The 16225-nt window shown below is 68.5% G+C and carries 17 protein-coding genes; 12 read left to right on the plus strand and 5 right to left on the minus strand.

Translation table 11 applies throughout. The features are described from left to right. Positions 1–10 precede the first annotated feature (10 nt). Positions 11–628 (plus strand): YgjV family protein, encoded by a 618-nt coding sequence (locus E0H92_RS02115; RefSeq protein WP_131495205.1) that lies wholly within the window; start codon positions 11–13, stop codon positions 626–628. A 414-nt stretch (positions 629–1042) separates the two neighbouring features. Here the strand turns inward: E0H92_RS02115 and E0H92_RS02120 are convergent, their stop codons facing one another. After that, positions 1043–1492, minus strand: a complete 450-nt coding sequence (locus E0H92_RS02120) for a GNAT family N-acetyltransferase (RefSeq protein ID WP_131495206.1) — start codon at positions 1490–1492, stop codon at positions 1043–1045. Between the two features lie 68 nt (positions 1493–1560). On the opposite strand from E0H92_RS02120, the gene E0H92_RS02125 reads away from it, so the two are divergent. Beyond that, complete coding sequence (locus tag E0H92_RS02125; RefSeq protein ID WP_131467050.1) at positions 1561–2787, plus strand: amidase; 1227 nt, start codon at positions 1561–1563, stop codon at positions 2785–2787. On the opposite strand, the gene E0H92_RS02130 is transcribed toward E0H92_RS02125, so the two are convergent. Then, entirely contained in the window at positions 2778–4673 is a 1896-nt protein-coding gene (locus E0H92_RS02130) for a discoidin domain-containing protein (RefSeq protein ID WP_131495207.1), read from the minus strand. The two genes, E0H92_RS02125 and E0H92_RS02130, sit on opposite strands and share 10 nt — an antisense overlap. A 115-nt stretch (positions 4674–4788) precedes the next feature. On the opposite strand from E0H92_RS02130, the gene E0H92_RS02135 reads away from it, so the two are divergent. Both E0H92_RS02135 and E0H92_RS02140 read left to right on the plus strand, forming a co-directional pair. After that, on the plus strand, positions 4789–5811 hold the full coding sequence (locus tag E0H92_RS02135; protein WP_131495208.1) for a LacI family DNA-binding transcriptional regulator: 1023 nt from the start codon (positions 4789–4791) through the stop codon (positions 5809–5811). Between the two features lie 39 nt (positions 5812–5850). Then, positions 5851–7305 (plus strand): M81 family metallopeptidase, encoded by a 1455-nt coding sequence (locus E0H92_RS02140; protein ID WP_131495209.1) that lies wholly within the window; start codon positions 5851–5853, stop codon positions 7303–7305. Positions 7306–7356: 51 nt separating this feature from the next. Here the strand turns inward: E0H92_RS02140 and E0H92_RS02145 are convergent, their stop codons facing one another. Next, positions 7357–8367 carry a hypothetical protein gene (locus tag E0H92_RS02145; protein ID WP_131495210.1) on the minus strand — a complete coding sequence of 337 codons (1011 nt, stop codon included), beginning with the start codon at positions 8365–8367 and terminating at the stop codon, positions 7357–7359. A gap of 133 nt (positions 8368–8500) precedes the next feature. Continuing rightward, positions 8501–9088 (minus strand): TetR/AcrR family transcriptional regulator, encoded by a 588-nt coding sequence (locus E0H92_RS02150; protein ID WP_238173276.1) that lies wholly within the window; start codon positions 9086–9088, stop codon positions 8501–8503. Between the two features lie 56 nt (positions 9089–9144). Between E0H92_RS02150 and E0H92_RS02155 the strand changes: the two genes are divergently transcribed. The 8 genes from E0H92_RS02155 to E0H92_RS02190 all read left to right on the plus strand — a co-directional run bounded on the left by E0H92_RS02155 (position 9145) and on the right by E0H92_RS02190 (position 15588). Further along, complete coding sequence (locus tag E0H92_RS02155; RefSeq protein WP_131495211.1) at positions 9145–10374, plus strand: acyl-CoA dehydrogenase family protein; 1230 nt, start codon at positions 9145–9147, stop codon at positions 10372–10374. Positions 10375–10474: 100 nt separating this feature from the next. Then, positions 10475–11254 carry an SDR family NAD(P)-dependent oxidoreductase gene (locus E0H92_RS02160; protein WP_131495212.1) on the plus strand — a complete coding sequence of 260 codons (780 nt, stop codon included), beginning with the start codon at positions 10475–10477 and terminating at the stop codon, positions 11252–11254. Continuing rightward, entirely contained in the window at positions 11251–12309 is a 1059-nt protein-coding gene (locus E0H92_RS02165) for a phosphotransferase family protein (protein ID WP_131495213.1), read from the plus strand. The genes E0H92_RS02160 and E0H92_RS02165 overlap by 4 nt, the downstream gene beginning before the upstream one ends. Beyond that, the gene (locus tag E0H92_RS02170) at positions 12310–12963 is read left to right on the plus strand and encodes a histidine phosphatase family protein (RefSeq protein ID WP_131495214.1); all 654 of its coding nucleotides are present in this window, start codon (positions 12310–12312) and stop codon (positions 12961–12963) included. A gap of 8 nt (positions 12964–12971) precedes the next feature. Then, positions 12972–13715: an SDR family oxidoreductase gene (locus tag E0H92_RS02175; RefSeq protein WP_131495215.1), complete on the plus strand. Its 744-nt coding sequence runs from the start codon at positions 12972–12974 to the stop codon at positions 13713–13715. Continuing rightward, positions 13716–14669: an LLM class F420-dependent oxidoreductase gene (locus E0H92_RS02180; protein ID WP_131467061.1), complete on the plus strand. Its 954-nt coding sequence runs from the start codon at positions 13716–13718 to the stop codon at positions 14667–14669. 68 nt (positions 14670–14737) lie between these two features. Next, positions 14738–15148, plus strand: a complete 411-nt coding sequence (locus E0H92_RS02185; protein ID WP_131467062.1) for a type II toxin-antitoxin system prevent-host-death family antitoxin — start codon at positions 14738–14740, stop codon at positions 15146–15148. A gap of 8 nt (positions 15149–15156) precedes the next feature. Continuing rightward, positions 15157–15588: a cytotoxic translational repressor of toxin-antitoxin stability system gene (locus E0H92_RS02190; protein WP_131495216.1), complete on the plus strand. Its 432-nt coding sequence runs from the start codon at positions 15157–15159 to the stop codon at positions 15586–15588. A 13-nt stretch (positions 15589–15601) separates the two neighbouring features. Here E0H92_RS02190 and E0H92_RS02195 read toward each other — a convergent pair whose 3' ends face one another. Continuing rightward, positions 15602–16225 carry a hypothetical protein gene (locus E0H92_RS02195; protein WP_131495217.1) on the minus strand — a complete coding sequence of 208 codons (624 nt, stop codon included), beginning with the start codon at positions 16223–16225 and terminating at the stop codon, positions 15602–15604.

Genomic DNA, 16225 nt, shown 5'->3' on the forward strand with positions numbered 1-16225 from the left:
TCTCCGAGGTGTGGACGTTTGGAGCATCATCGGGTGGGGCGGATCCGCGCTGGTCGTGTGGTCGTTGCTGCAGACCCGGATCCTGCGGTTGCGGGTCCTGAACCTGATCGGCTGCGTGATCCTGGTCGGGTTCAACGCGGTTGTCGGCGTCTGGCCGATGGTCGGTATGAACGCGGTCCTCGCGGTCATCAACGTCGTCCATCTCTGGCGGCTGCTCCGGCACCGGCACGACGACGCGGAGTACCAGGTGCTGCCGGTGAACTCGGCCGACGCGTACCTCGGTTACGTCCTGCAGCGGCACGAGAAGGACATCACCCGGTTCAACCCCGGCTTCACGCTCGCCGCCAGCCCGTACGCGTTCCTGGTCCAGCACGGCGACCGCACCGTCGGCGTCGTCCTCGCCCACGACGCGGGCACCGGCCGAGCGCAGATCGACCTCGACTACGTGGTGCCGAAGTACCGAGACTTCACCCCGGGCGAGTTCGTCTACCGCCGCAGCGACGTCTTCACCGACCAAGGCTTCCACCAGGTCATCGCCCCACCCCGGATGCGCGACTCCACCCCATACCTCAAGAACCTGGGCTTCCACCGCGAAGGCGAAGACCTGGTACTGAACCTCCCGCAATAGCCACCAGTTGCGCCATCCAGGAGTCACCGGGTGCCCCGGTCGTCTGTGAACGGGAGTGGATATTCGTCCCTTGTGTCGGACGTGTGGGTGTGGTGGCTGGCGGGTTATGTGGCCGATGGCGGGATGTAGGAGGCCAGCGGTGACATAACCCGCCAGTGGGGTCCTGCCGGCGGACGGGCAAGGGCTCCCGCACGGGGCTGCTGCAAGGGGTGGCTGGTTGGGTGGTGGGCAGGCTCGACAGGTAGTGCACCGGTGGGACGGTGTACGGCGGAATGCGGCTACTGGTGAGCGCGGACGGCCGGTTGCCGGGAACTGACACCTTCCGGTTGCTGGGGACAGGGAATATCAGGTGTAAGCCCACGACGACCTGTCGCACGGCCCCGCAGTTCGGACTGGAGGGCCGGCCGCCAGGACCTAGAGGTCCTTGGCGTAGCAGAGGGAGGCGATCTCGTTCTCGAACGGCGGGTACGGCGGCGTCGGCTGGTAGCCGTGGTTCGTGTAGAGGGCGATCGCCTCGACCTGCTTGGTGCCGGTTTCGAGGCGGAGTTTGGTGAGGCCTGCCGAGCGCGCCTGGTTCTCGACGACCTCTAGGAGCATCCGGGACAGGCCCCAGCCGCGGGCGGACGGCACGACGTACATCCGCTTGATCTCGCCGAGACCGGGCGCGACCGGCTGGAGTCCGACGCAGCCGACCGATCTTCCGTTCAGCGTCAGCAGTGTGAACGCGATGTCCGGATGCAGGGCGACCAGGGGCTGGTCCTCGCCGTACATCGCCGCCAGTTCGGCCTGTTGCGCGGTGGTCAGGGCCAGCACCTCCGCGTCGGTCGGCGGCGCCGGTCGCAGTTCCACACCCTCGATCACCATGGCATCGGACGGTAGCAACCTGGCATGACGCTCCTGTTTCCGTTTCCTCTCCGTGGTCTGATGTGCGAGTGAGGACGTTGCAGCAGATCGCCGCCGGAGTACGGGACGGCGCGCTGGATCCGGTGCGCTTGGTCGAGGACGCGCTGACCCGGGCCGCCGACGCGGCGGACCTGAACGCGATCGTGCACCTGGACATCGAGGGTGCGCGGAAGGCGGCCGCGGCGCACGACCGGACCGGCGCGCTGGCCGGCGTACCCGTGCTGGTGAAGGAGATCGTCGAGGTCGAAGGCCTGCCGTACCGCTGCGGGTCCGCCTCTATGGACGAGATCGGCCAGCAGGACGCGGACGTCGTACGCCGGTTGCGGGCCGCCGGGGCGGTCGTGATCGGGCTGAGCCACACGCACGAGTTCGCCTACGGCTGCACGGGTACGTCGAACCGCGTCGGACCGTGCCGGAACCCGCACGACCCGTCGCGGATGACCGGTGGGTCGAGTTCGGGCTCGGCTGCTGCAGTCGCTGCCGGTGTGGTCCCGCTGGCGATCGGGACGGACACGGCGGGCTCGGTGCGGATCCCTGCGGCGTTGTGCGGGGTCGTCGGCTTCAAACCGTCGTACAACACCTTGCCGACCGATCGGGTCTTCCCGTTGTCGCAGAGCCTCGACCACGTCGGCGTCCTGACCCGTACCGCGGCCGACGCCGCCTACGCCCTGAACGCCTTGGCAGACCTGGAATTCGCCGACGCGCACAACCCGCGCCTCGGGGTGGTCACGAATGCTGAATACCTACAACTCAGTCCTACGGTCCGTCGTGCCTGGACGGCTGCACTCGACAGACTCGACACCGTCGAAGTGCAGCTACCCGACTGGTCCCAAAGCTTCACCACAGCGGCCAACCTGCAAGGACCGGAAGCAGTAGCCAACCACCGCGGCCGTCGATATGACCGCTACCAACCGGATGTACAGCAGCGCCTACGCGAGGCCGCGGAGGTGCAGCCGACGGACTACCGGCGGGCGAAGGAACAAGCGGTCACGATCACCGCCGAGCTCGACGCAGTACTAGAGGACGTGGACGCAGTGCTGACGCCGACGGTCCTCACCACCGCGCCGCCGTTGACCGCGGCCGATGTCGACGTACGCCGGCAGCTCCTCAACAACACGCGCCTCGCGAACCTCACCCGGCACGCGGCCGTCAGCCTGCCGATTCCGGCCGACGGCCTTCCGGTCGGCCTCCAGGTCATTGCTGCAAGCAACGAACAGGCGGCCGCGGTCGCGTGCTGGATCGAGGATCAGCGGTAGAGGCGCACGTCGGCCAGGCTCCACCAGTTGCCGGCGGTACCGGTCTGCGTGATCCGGACGTAGCGTGCCCGCGTCGGCGGCAGATCAATCGTCGTCAGCTGACTGTTCGACGTACCATCGGCAACTGTCCGCCAGCTGCTCCCGTCGTTGCTAACAGCAACCGACTGGCCGTGCGCGTGGTCGCCGATGTTCCCGCCGCTGTCCAGCGCGACCTGCCGGAACGTCTGCGCCTTGCCAAGGTCGACCTGCACCCACTGACCGGGCGCCTGCGCCGCCTTGCTCTGCCACACCGTCGACCCGTCCGCGTCGACCAGCAACCCGGCGTCGGCGCCGTTCACGCTAGCCGTCGCGCTCTCGACGGAGAGCTCGCGCGGCACGTCGGCGGACGTCCTTCCCCAGGTGTACGTCGCGATCGAGCCGCCCGGCAGCTCGTACTCGAAGGACCGATCCCCGACCGCCACCGCGAACGACCGCGGCTCGTCGTTCTCGTTGTGCACCAGGAGCGCCGTCGTCCCGTCGGGGTTGCGGAACGCGGCCGACATCAGTTGCCCGTTCCATCCGGTCGTCCCGTACGACGCACTCCCGATCCGTACCGCGCCCGGCTTCACGAACTTCGACAGGTGGCCGATCGTGTAGTACTCAGCGTCCGTCGACACGGAACCGTCCGGCTGCAGCGTGACCAGCCCGGTGCAGGTGTCGCAGCCGCCGAGGTGCGGGCCGCCTGTCGAGTCGAGCGCGATGTTCCAGTTGACGACCGACTTCGCCCAGTTGCGCGTCGTACCGAGCATCAACGTGCGCGCGTGCCAGGTGAGCGTGCCGCGGAAGATCTGCGGCGGGGTGTCGTTCGGCCCGTGCGAGCCGGAGCATTCGGTGAACCAGATGCCCTTCGACGGGAACGCGTTGTGCAGCTCGGTCTGCTTGGACGGGTCGCCGGAATAGCAGTGGTACGCCGTACCGGCGATCCACTTCGCGGCCGACGTCTGCAGCAGTTTGTACGGGTAGTCGGTCTCCGGGTCCTCACCGGGCGGGGTGGAGGCGATGTCACCGGGGTGCGTGGTCCAGTTGTGGTCGTAGCCGAGGATCTTCGTGCGCGGACTCGCCTTCTGCAGCAGTGGACCCAGGGCGGTGATCACTGCTGCTTCCTGACGGACCGGCAGGTCCGTGCCCGGGTACGCGCTCGGTTTGCGGTTCTGCGGCTCGTTCTGGATCGAGAGGAAGTCGACCGGTACGCCGGCCCGCGTGTAGGCCTGGACGAACTTCACCAGGTAGCGCGCATACGCGTCGTACACCTTCGGGTCGTCCTTCAGCCGGCCGCCGACGAGCGAGTCGCCGGTCTTCATCCACGCCGGCGGGCTCCACGGCGTCGCCATCACCTTGAGCGCCGGGTTGAGCTGCTTGGCGCGCCGGAGCAGCGGCAGGACCTGCTGTTCATCGTGCGCGATCGTGAAGTGCTTCAGACCGAAGTCGGTCTGGCCGGCGGGCACGTCGTCGTACGTGTAGTGCTCGGCCGCGGCCGTGAAGTCGGACGAACCGACCGGCTGCCGCAGGAAGCTGACGCCGATGCCGGCCCGCGGGTCGAACAGCTTGCGCAGCGTCTGCTCGCGGTCGGCCGGGCTGAGCCGGTACAGGACACTCGCGGACGAGTCGGTGATCGAGGCGCCGAAGCCGTCCATGGTCTGGTACGTCGTCCGCGGGTCGACCGTGATCGTGGTCCGCTCGCTCGCGCCGCGGTGGAACGAGACCGGCGCGCGTTCGTGGAGCAGCTCGGCGCGGTCGGGCGTGGTGACCCAGACATCGACCTGGGTCGTCGGGGGATGGGCCTGGGCAGGTCCGGTGAGTGACGCCACCGTGAGAGCAAGGGCGACGCCGAAGGCGGGTGTTCTCATCGCACTCCCTCGTTCGATGAAACAAACGGCCACAGAAAACGCTCGCGGCCGAGGGCTGTCAAGGTCTGGGAGCGTGCGACTAGAGTGCTGAGCGTGAAACAAAGCGATGTAACAAATGCCGCGCGCTAGAGCGACGATGCGCGACGTCGCGGCTGCGGCCGGGGTGTCGCTCGCGACCGTGTCCCGCGTCGTCAACCAGCTCGGCGGCATCGCGCCGGAGACTCGACGGCTGGTGGAGCAGGCGATCGAGGAGCTCGGGCTGCCCGGTCCCACGCCGCGCGGCGGTACGCCGAAGCCCGTCGAGGGCGCCGTCTACGTGCGCTGCCCGTACGTGCTCACCGACTACTTCGGCCTGATCGTTTCGTCGATCGCCGAGGCTCTGGACCGGCACGGCCGGCAGGTGATCCTCAACGCCGGCGAGGGTACGCAGCAGGATCCGGCGCTCGCGAGCCTGGCCTCCCGGCGGGGGATCGGCGGGGCGATCCTGATCCTTCCTCCCGAGCCGAGCGAGGACCTGGTCCGGCTGAGTTCGCGGCGGTTCCCGTTCGTCGTCGTCGATCCGCGGACGGCGCTGCCTCGTGACATCCCGTCCGTGTCCGCGGCTCACCACTCCGGCGCCCGGCAACTCACGGCGTACCTGACGGGGCTCGGGCACACCAGGATCGGTGTGATCGCGGGACCGCGCGAATGGCTGGCCGCCGACGCGCGGCTGAGCGGACATTCGGCGGCGCTCGCGGACGTCGGCATCCTCCCCGACCCGGCGCTCGTTCGGCACGACCAGCCGACCACGCAGCACGGGTACCGGGCCGCCGGCGAGCTGCTCGACCTGGTTCCCCGACCGACGGCGCTGGTCGCGTTCAACGACAAGGCGGCGATCGGCGCGCTGCAGGCCGCGGCCGAACGCGGGCTCTCCGTCCCGCGGGACCTCTCGATCGCCGGCTTCGACGACCTCGATCTCGCCCGCGCGACCACGCCGCAGCTCACCACCGTCCGGCAACCGCTGCAGGAGATGGGCCGGATGGCCGTCAGCCTGCTGATCCGGCTGCTGGAGCGCCACGAGGTCGAGGCGCTGCACGTCGAGCTGGCGACCGAGCTTGTCGTCCGCGGATCGACCGGAGTGTCCACAATCGGAACGTAGACGGTGCGCGAAAGGGCTCGTTTGTGGCAAGTTTTGGGCATGAACCTTCGGATCGGCATTGCCGGGATCGCCATCGAGTCCAGCACGTTCTCGCCTCACCGGGCCGGCCTGGCCGATTTCGACGTACGGCGCGGTGACCACCTGCTGGAGCGGTACGACTTCCTCGGCAAGGACTGGGCGCAGGGCATCGAGTGGGTCCCGCTGCTGCACGCGCGGTCCCTGCCCGGTGGCGCGGTGCTGCGGGAGGTGTACGACGAACTGTCCGCGGAGATCATCACGCGACTCGAGGACGCCGGCCCGCTGGACGGGCTGTTCTTCGACATCCACGGTGCGATGAGCGTCGTCGGGAGGCAGGACGCGGAGGCCGACCTGGCCACGCGGATCCGGTCCGTGCTCGGTCCGGACGTCCTCGTGTCCGCGTCGATGGACCTGCACGGCAACGTGTCCCGCGAGCTCGGTACGGCGGTCGATCTGATCACCTGCTACCGGATGGCGCCGCACGAAGACGCGATGGAGAGCCGCGAGCGGGCGCTGCGGAACCTGGTGGAGCGGCTGCGGTCCGGACTCGGGAAGCCGGGGAAGGCGTGGATCCAGGTACCGGTGCTGCTGCCGGGTGAGAAGACGTCGACGCGACTCGAGCCGGCCAAGTCGATCTATCGGCGCGTGGGCGAGATCGCGGACGAGCCCGGCGTACTGGATGCCGCCGTGTGGGTCGGGTATGCGTGGGCTGATGAGCCGCGGTGTCGTGCTGCGGTGGTTGTCACCGGGGACGACGCCGACCTGATCACCACGCGGGCGGAGGAGTTGGCGCAGGCCTACTGGGACGCTCGGGACGGGTTCGAATTCGTCGCGCCGACCGGGACGCTGGCTGAGTGCGTGGCGGCAGGGCTCGCGTCTACCGCTCGGCCGTTCCTGATCAGCGACTCCGGCGACAATCCGACCGCCGGTGGTGCCGGTGACACGTCCTGGACCCTCGGGCAGTTGCTGGGTGTCGAGGAGTTGACGGTAGGCAAGGCGACGGCGATCCACGCCAGCATCGCCGACGCCGAGGCGGTCGCCGCCTGTGTCGCGGCCGGTGTCGGGAACCCGGTCGAGGTCACCGCCGGCGGCAAGGTCGACTCCGGCCCCGCCGGACCGGTCGCACTGTCCGGCACGGTGCTCTCGATCTCCGAAGATCCCGTCGGGGGCACCGTCGCCGTCGTCCAGATCGGCGGCCTGCACTCGATCCTCACCACCCGCCGCAAGCCGTACCACCACCTCGCCGACTTCACCCTCCTCGGCCTCGACCCGGCAGCCACCGACCTGGTCATCGTCAAGATCGGCTACCTCGAACCAGAGCTCTACAACCTCGCCGCCGACTGGCTCCTCGCCCTCACCCCCGGCGGCGTAGACCAAGACCTCCTCCGCCTGGGCCACCACGGCGTACTCCGCCCCTTGTTCCCCTTCGACCCCGACATGTCGGCCCCGGATCTCACTCCGGAACTCCTGCCCTGAGGACCAGCCCCGCGACCGGAGACGGGCGCGGGGCTGGATTGTTGAGGTGGGTCAGGAGCAGCCGGACCAAAGGATGGCTCGGGTGGGGGCGTCCGGGGTGAACGGGGTGTCCGCGACGGCGTCTACTCCGTGGCCGCGTTCGATCAGGCGACGGATGAGGGTGCGTTCCGGGAACTCGTAGCGCGTTCCGTCCCGGCGTTCCACGAACGAGACGCCCTTGTCGTCCACCATCGCGACGTCGCCGGAGCTGTTGAGGCCCAAGGATCGCGCCTCGAGCGGAGTGATCTGCGGGCCCTGTGTCGTCCACAGGACACTGGTGAAGTTCTCTTCGGAGAGCTCGGAACCGCGGATCCAGGTTCCGCGGATCTCGTTCAGCGCGGACGCCTCACCCTTGCGACCGGTGATCGGCACGCCGGGCTCGTCCCATTGCCTCCAGAGGACGCCGGTGGAACCGACCTTCTCGTCCTCGGCGTACCCGACGACGGCCCCGCTGTCGTCGATGTCGACGCTGCCGGAGGTCGGGGTTCCGAGCAGCTGTTGGCCGACGCCGCCGGCCGGCCAGACGATCGCGGTGAACGCCGCGGTCTTGTTGTCGAACCCGTTGCCGACCACGTCACCGCGGTTGTTGATCGCGCGGGCGCTGAGCCAGTCCATGCCGACCGGCGCCTCGAGGTACTTGTAGCTGCCGTTCGAGTACAACCACGGCAGCTGTGGTCCCTCCTCTGTCACGGTCACGCCGAGCACGGCGCCGTCGCTGTTCACGTCCATGACCGCGTCGCGGTTGTTGCTGTCCGCATCGAGCTGCTGCGGCACACCGTCCGACCAGAGCACTGGGAAGCTGCTGCCGTCCGGGAGCTGGACGGTGCCGACCTGGTAGCGGCCGGTGTCGTCGGAAGATTTCACCTGGCTGGACGCGTTGGCCGATGTTCCGTCCGGCAGGCGGAGCTCGGTCGCCGTACAGGTGGACGACTTCGCAACGGCCGGTGTGACCGCGGTGAGAACCGAGCCGGCCAACGCGACGGACAGAACAGTCGCAGCCAGCCGATGGGCAGAATGGGGCATAGATAGCTCTCCTGACGGACGGTTCGGGAGGATCTGGGGGTCGTTGCATCCCCAGCCAAGCACAACTCCCGTTGCAACCTAGACCGGAAAGAGTGTCGACTGCCGCCGCCCGTCCATCGCGGCCCGGAGAGCCCTACAGCTTGCGTAGGAGGTGGAGGGACTCGATCGCGTGGTCGATGAGGGTGTCGGCGGTGTACGGGCGGTCCTTTTCGGGGAGGCCGGACCACTCGATGGCCAGGTCCTCGGTGTACGAGAGCCAGGCGTGGACGCGGAGGTACTCGCGGGACGCGGGCTCGTCGGCGACCTCGGGGGTGCCGAGGTAGGTGAGGACGCGCTTCGTGAGGCCCGCGCGGGTCTCGTCGTACACCTCGACCGCGTAGTCGTCGCCGCCGGCGGCGCCTCGGACGAACGAGATATAGGCGGTACGCCGACGCGCGATGAAGGCGACGAACTGGACCAGCATCTCGCGGAGCTGCTGCTCGGGCGCGAGCCGCTCGTCCGGCTTGGTGACGCGGAGCAGGCGGCGGCCGGCCGCGGCGATGACGGCGAGGTAGTAGTCGCGCTTGCTCGGGAAGTAGTGGAACAGCAGCCCGCGGGAGATTCCGGCCTCGGCGGCGATCGCGTCGATGGACAGCTCATGGATCGGTTGGTCGCGGAGCATCATCAGGCCGATTTTGACCAGTTGCTTCTTGCGGTCCTCCGCTGACAGCCGGTGATCCATGCTATTGAGCATTGCTTAGACGCTGAGCTACGGTCAAGCCGAGGAGAGGAGTCTTGATGGGGTTCGAACCTTCGGCCCGCGCTCAGGATCTGATCGGCCGCGTGGACACCTTCCTGCGCGGCGAGATCGAGCCGGTCGAGGCGGAACTGCACACCGCGATCCGCACCGCCGGTGACCCGTGGCAGCCGCAGCCGATGATCAAGGACCTGCAGGCGAAAGCCCGTGACGCAGGCCTGTGGAACCTGTTCCTCCCGCCCGCGGAACCAGGCAACGAGCAGTACGGCGAAGGTCTCAGCAACCTCGACTACGCCCCGATCGCGGAGCTGACCGGCCGGTCGTTCATCGCGCCGTACATCTTCAACTGCAACGCCCCGGACACCGGGAACATGGAGGTTCTCCTCCGGTACGGGAACGACGACCAGAAGAAGCGCTGGCTCGAACCGTTGCTGGACGGCACGATCCGCTCCGCGTTCTGCATGACCGAGCCCGAGGTCGCGTCCTCGGACGCCACCAACATGCGAGCGACGGCGGTTGTGGACGGCGACGAGGTCGTCCTGAACGGCCGCAAGTGGTGGAGCACCGGCGTCGGTCACCCGGACTGCGAGCTGCTCATCTTCATGGGCCTCACCGAGCCGGAGGCGCATCGGTACGAGCGTCACACCATGGTTCTCGTCCCGCGGGACACGCCGGGCGTCAAGGTCGAGCGTCTCCTCCCCGCGATGAGCAGGTACGACGAACCGCACGGCCACGGCGAGGTGTCGTTCACCGAGGTGCGCGTGCCGGCCGCGAACATCCTGGTCGGACCGGGCCGGGCGTTCGAGATCGCCCAGGGCCGGCTCGGACCGGGCCGCGTGCATCACTGCATGCGGCTGATCGGCCTGGCCGAGAAGGCGCTCGAGCTCGCCCTGCACCGCGGTACCAGCCGGACCGCGTTCGGCAAGCCGCTCGTCAACCTCGGCGGCAACCGCGAGCGGATCGCGGACGCGCGGATCGCGATCAACCAGGCACGACTGCTCGTCCTGCAGACGGCGTACCTGCTGGACACGCAGGGGCTCGTGGGCGCCTTGAGCGAGGTCAGTCAGATCAAGGTCGCCGTACCGCGGATGGCGCAGGACGTGATCGACATGGCGATCCAGTTGCACGGCGGCGGTGGGCTGTCCGACGACTTCCCTCTCGCGGCCGCGTGGACGAGCGCTCGCGCGTTGCGGCTGGCCGACGGCCCGGACGAGGTGCATCGTGGGGTGATCGCGAGGATCGAGCTCGCGTCGTACCTGGGGCGTGCCTGATGGTCCCACGCCTACTGCGGGGCACTCGGCACGGCACCTCGCACCTCCTCGCTACGGCATGGGACCATCAGGCACGCCCCGCCGCAGCTCAGGAGGCCAAGTGAGTCGGGTTCTCGTCACCGGTGCCGCGAGCGGTCTGGGCGCGGCACTGGTCGCGCGGTTCGTTGCCGACGGCCACCAGGTGCTCGGCACCGACGTGTCGCCGGACGCTCCGGGGAGTACGCCGTACCTGAAGCTGGACGTGCGCAGCCCGGAGGACTGGGACGCCGCGGTCGCGTGGTGCGAGGAGAACTGGGACGGTCTGGACATCCTGGTGAACAACGCCGGGATCGCAACCGGTGGCCGCATCGACGTCGAGACCCTCGACGAATGGGACCGGGTCGTCGACATCAACCTGATGGGCGTGGTCCGCGGCTGCCGCGCGTTCGTGCCGCTGTTCAAACGGCAGCGTTCCGGTCAGATCGTCAACACCGCGTCGGCGGCCGGGCTCGTCCACCCGCCGATGATGAGCTCGTACAACACGGTGAAGGCCGGTGTCGTCGCGCTCTCCGAGACGCTCTCGCACGAGCTGAGTCCGTACGGCGTGCACGTGTCGGTGGTCTGCCCGTCGTTCTTCCGGACCAACCTCGCCGACTCGATCCGCGGCGCGGACAGTGCGATGGGGGCGACCGCGCGGCAGCTGATCGAGAAGTCACCGCGCTCCGCCGACAACATCGCAGCTGTCGTGATCGCCGGTATCAAGAAGAAACAGCACCTGATCATCCCGGACCGGCCGGCCCAACTCGCCTACTGGACGAAGCGGTTCGCGCGACCGCTGTACAACCGCCAGATGCGCCGGATCGCCGCCCGCGCCCACGAACGCGCCGAGAGCGGGCGATGACAGGGGTGCCGGAAGGCGCCCGGGCGGTGCGGGACGAGGACGCGTTCGACGTACCAGCGGTGGACGCCTGGCTGCGGCAGCAGACTGCGGTGCCGGACGGACTGCCCGAGGTGAAGCAGTTCTCGGGCGGCGCGTCCAACCTCACCTATCTGTTGAGCTATCCGGGTCATGACCTGATCCTGCGCCGTCCGCCGAAGGGCACGAAGGCGAAGAGCGCGCACGACATGGGCCGCGAGTACCGGATTCAGGCCGGCCTCAAACCGGTGTTCCGGTACGTCCCGGAGATGGTTGCCCACTGCAAGGACGAGACGATCGTCGGCTCCGAGTTCTATGTCATGGAACGGGTGGTCGGGACGATCCCCGGGCATCATGCACTGGGCGTCGACCTCACCCCGACGCAGACCCGGCAGCTGGGTTTCACGTTGATCGACACGCTCGCCGAGCTGCACGCGGTCGACCCCGCGGCGGCCGGGCTGTCCGACCTCGGCCGCGGCGCGGGGTACGTCGAACGCCAGGTCACCGGCTGGTCCGAGCGTTATCGCAAGGCGAAGACGTGGAACGTGCCGAGCTACGAGCGCGTGATGGCCTGGCTCGCCGCGCACCAGCCGGCCGACGTCCGGACCTGCGTTATCCACAACGACTTCCGGCTCGACAACGTCGTACTGGCGCCGGACGATCCGCTGCGCGTGGTCGGCGTACTCGACTGGGAGCTGGCAACGCTGGGGGATCCGTTGATGGATCTCGGTGGTGCGCTCGCGTACTGGGTGCAGGCCGATGACGACTGGGCGTTCCGCCGGTTCCGGCTGCAGCCGTCGGACGCGCCCGGCATGATCACCCGGGACGAGATCGTGGAGTACTACCTGAAGCGGTCCGGGCTCACGATGGAGAACTGGGCGTTCTACGAGGTGTTCGGGCTGTTCCGGCTGGCGGTGATCGCGCAGCAGATCTACTACCGCTACCACCACAAGCAGACCCGGAACCCGCGCTTCAAGAGTTTCTGGCTTCCGGTGAACCTCCTCGAGCGGCGCTGCCGCCGGATCATGCGGCAGGCGTGAGTGGCAGCCATCTATCTGATCCGGCACGCCCAGGCGTCGTTCGGTGCGCGTGACTACGACAAGTTGTCAGAGTTGGGTGAGCAGCAGGCGACGCGGCTGCGGCAGACGCTGGCGGAGGTGCAGCCGCACCTGGTGATGTCTGGCTCGATGCACCGGCACCAGCAGACCGCTTCGCTGGCGGGATTCACTGCGGAGGTGGATCCGGGGTACGACGAGTTCGATCACCAGGAGGTGATCGTCGCGCACAAACCGGCGTACAAGCGGCACGCGGTGATGGTGGCAGACCTGGCGAAGGGCGCACGGCCGAAGCAGGCGTTCCAGGAGATGTTCACTGCGGCGACCCAGCGCTGGATGGACGGCGGGGACGGGTACACCGAGACGTTCCAGGCGTTCTGCGACCGGTCCGAGGCGGCGGTTCGACGGACCGGCGAGCGCCTCGGGAAGGGCGAGACGGCGCTCGTCTTCACGTCCGGCGGGCCGATCGCGGCCGTGGTGAGCCGGCTGCTGTCCGGTGGCGACGGGCTGTGGGCGAAGCTGAACCCGGTGACGATCAACACCGCGATCACCAAGGTCGTGTCCGGCCGCGGCGGGCTGACTGTGGTGAGCTACAACGAGCATGTCCACCTCGGTGCCGACCTGCTCACGTACAGATAGGACTCCCGATGCGACGGAACCTCCTGATTACCGGCGCCAGTTCCGGGCTCGGTGCCGAGATGGCCCGGCAGTTCGCGGCGAAGGGCCACAACCTGGCGCTGACCGCCCGGCGTACCGACCGGCTGGAGGCCCTGCGCGCCGAACTGACCGAACGTTATCCACAGGTCACGGTAGTTATCCACAGCCTGGATGTGAACGATCACGACCAGGTGTTCAAGGTGTTCCGCGAGGTCGACGCGGAGCTGCCGCTGGACCGGATCGTCGTGAACGCCGGTCTCGGCAAGGGCGCTCCGCTCGGCACCGGGCGGTTCGACGCCAACCGCGAGACCGCGCTGACCAACTTCGTCGGCGCGCTCGCTCAGACCGAGGCGGCGATGGAGCTGTTCCGGGCGCGGAACGCCGGCCACCTGGTGCTGATCGCGTCGATCTCCGCGCTGCGCGGGTTCCCGAAGACGGTCACGACGTACGCCGCGACGAAGGCCGGGCTCGCCTCGCTCGGGGAAGGGCTGCGGCTGGAACTGCTGGGCAAGCCGATCAAGGTCAGCACGATCTATCCCGGGTACATCCGGTCCGAGATGAACGAGCGGGTCGCGCACGCGCCGTTCATCGTCGACACCGAGCCGGGGGTGCGTGCGATGGTGGCCGCGATCGAGGCGGAGAAGGCGAAGGCGTACGTACCGGCGCGGCCGTGGTGGCCGCTGGCCCAGGTGATGCGGTTCGCGCCGCTGCCGTTGCTGAAGAGGATGATCTGAATGCGCTGGGGTCTGACCGTTCCGCTGACCGGCGTACCGCTGCGTGAGCATCGCGAACTGATCGCGGACCTCGCGCTGCTGGGGTACACCGATCTGTGGTCGGCGGAGGTGGCTGGTGCGGATGCGTTCACGCCACTGGTGCTGGCATCGGAGTGGGACTCCTCGCTGCGGTTGGGGACGGCCGTCGTACCGGTGCACACGCGTGGTCCGGCCGCGCTGGCGATGAGCGCTGCGGCGTTGGCGGATCTCGCGCCGGGGCGGTTCGTTCTGGGGATCGGGGCGTCGTCGGAGACGATCGTGACCGGGTGGAACGGGATCGCGTACGATCCGCCGCTGGCCCGGACGCGCGACGTACTGCGGTTCCTACGGCAGGCGTTCGCGGGGGAGAAGGTCGACGGGGAGTTCGACAGCTTCACGATCCGGCGGTTCCGGCTGGAGAAGGCGCCCGACGTACCGCCCGCGATCATGCTCGCCGCGCTCCGCCCGCAGATGCTGCGACTGGCCGCGCGCGAGGCCGACGGCGCGATCACGAACTGGTTGTCGGCCGACGACGTACGCCGGGTTCGCGAGGAACTCGGTCCGGACAAGGAACTCGCCGCCCGCATCTTCGTCTGCGTCACCGAGGACGCGGAGATGGCCCGCAACATCGGCCGCTTCCTGATCGCGACGTACCTGACGGTGCCGGGGTACGCCGCCTTCCACGACTGGCTCGGCCGCGGCGAGATCATGAAACCGATGCGCGACGCCTGGGCCGCCGGCGACCGCAACGCCGCGATGGCCGCCATCCCCGAAGACCTCGTCGACGCCCTGATCGTCCACGGCACCCCGGCCGAATGCCGGGCCCACATCAACCGCTACGTCGAGAACGGCCTCGACACCCCGATCATCGCCACCCTCCCCACCGGCACCGACCTCTTGGAAACGGCGCGTTCCCTCACGCCCCTCGACGGCTGAGTGGTCCGATTCGGCGAAGACGGGCTCCGGTGTGTACGCTGTGTACACACCAGAGGATGGGGTAGGTCATGAGTCCCGGGATCGAGTACCGCAGCGCGCGCGAGGCGCGCGAACATTTCAAGGAAATCCTCGATGCCGCCGATGACGGTCGTCCGGCCACGGTGACCCGCGACGCGCGCCGGGTTGCCGCCGTTGACGCAGACCGGCTGGTTCATTTCCTGACGCGCGTCCGCCCCGCCGGCGCCGAAGTGGTCGCCGAGAACGACAGTTGGTCGCTCTTCATTCCGGGGCTGCCCGTTGCCGCTGACGGCGCCACCCTCGACGACGCCGTGGCGGAGATGATCGACGCACTCCGCGACTACGCCGAGGAGTGGGTCGATCACCTGCGCCTGGCGCCCAACCACGCCGAAAATTGGGGTCTTGTCCAAATCGTCGCGCTCTCTTCGGATCAGCAGCTGCGCGACTGGCTGCTCGCCTGACGGACACCATGAACGAACGACGCCGGCCGGCTACCCGGACGGACCACGAGAACTTCTGCATCACCGAAGGCTGGGCCGAACGCAAACGTGCGACTGGCAAGCGCGGAACTCACCACGTCAACTACGAGTTCGCGCTGCCAGACGGTCGCATCCTCTACACCAGGATCAGTCATCCCGTCGATCGCACCGGCTACGGCCCGTCCATCTGGGCGCACATCCTTCGCGACCAGCTCGCCGTGACCGCCGAAGAGTTCTGGGCGTGCGTCGAGGACAAGGTTCTCCCGGACCGGCAAGAACTTCAGGTTCCAACCGATACGATCCCGGTCGGAGTCATCAGAGTCCTGGTCGTCGAGGCACACATCCCGGAAGCCAAGGTGAAGGCGATGACAAAGGCAGAAGCCATCCAGCGCCTCGCCGACTTCTACACCACGGGTCAGTAGGTACTTCGTACTGCTAGCGGGTGGTGGTGATTTGGAAGGCTCGGACGCAGAGGGGCGCCGGGTCGAGTTGGTTGATCACCAGCACGCCGGTGACGGCCGCGCCTTTGGAAGTGCCGGACAGGGGGATCACGAACGTGGGTGCCTGACCGGTCGGGGTGCCGGTGGTGAGCTTGGTGGGTGGGCCGACCAGGGTGCGCATCAGCAACGGGATCAGTTGCTCCGAGCCCTTACAGGCGAACGCGGCCGCGCCCTTGGAGTTGTTGGCGTTGAGCTGGATGACGAAACGGCGGGCCAGATCGGTCGCGCCCGCTGCCCCTCGGCTCGGCACGCTCGGCCGCGCGGTGGTCGGGCGCACCACGGTCGCGCGCGTGGCGGTCGGGCGGGTGACGGGGGTGGGCTTCGCGTTGCCGGCCGGTGCGGAGGCGGCGCTGCCGGGCTCCTTGTCGGAGATGCGGCTGTCGCTCACCAGGCGGTACGCGAGGACGCCGATCGCGCCGAGGGCAACCAACGCGAGGAGGACGATCAGCACGATGATCAGCCCGGCGCGGCTCTTCCGCGGCGGCTGACCGTAGGTCGGCGCCGACTTGTAGTCGCCCGGCTGCCAGCTGTAGTTCGGGCCGGAAGGCGGTGTGCTCAC

Origin of the sequence: Kribbella speibonae (assembly GCF_004331375.1) — a bacterium.
Classification (GTDB): Bacteria; Actinomycetota; Actinomycetes; order Propionibacteriales; family Kribbellaceae; genus Kribbella; species Kribbella sindirgiensis.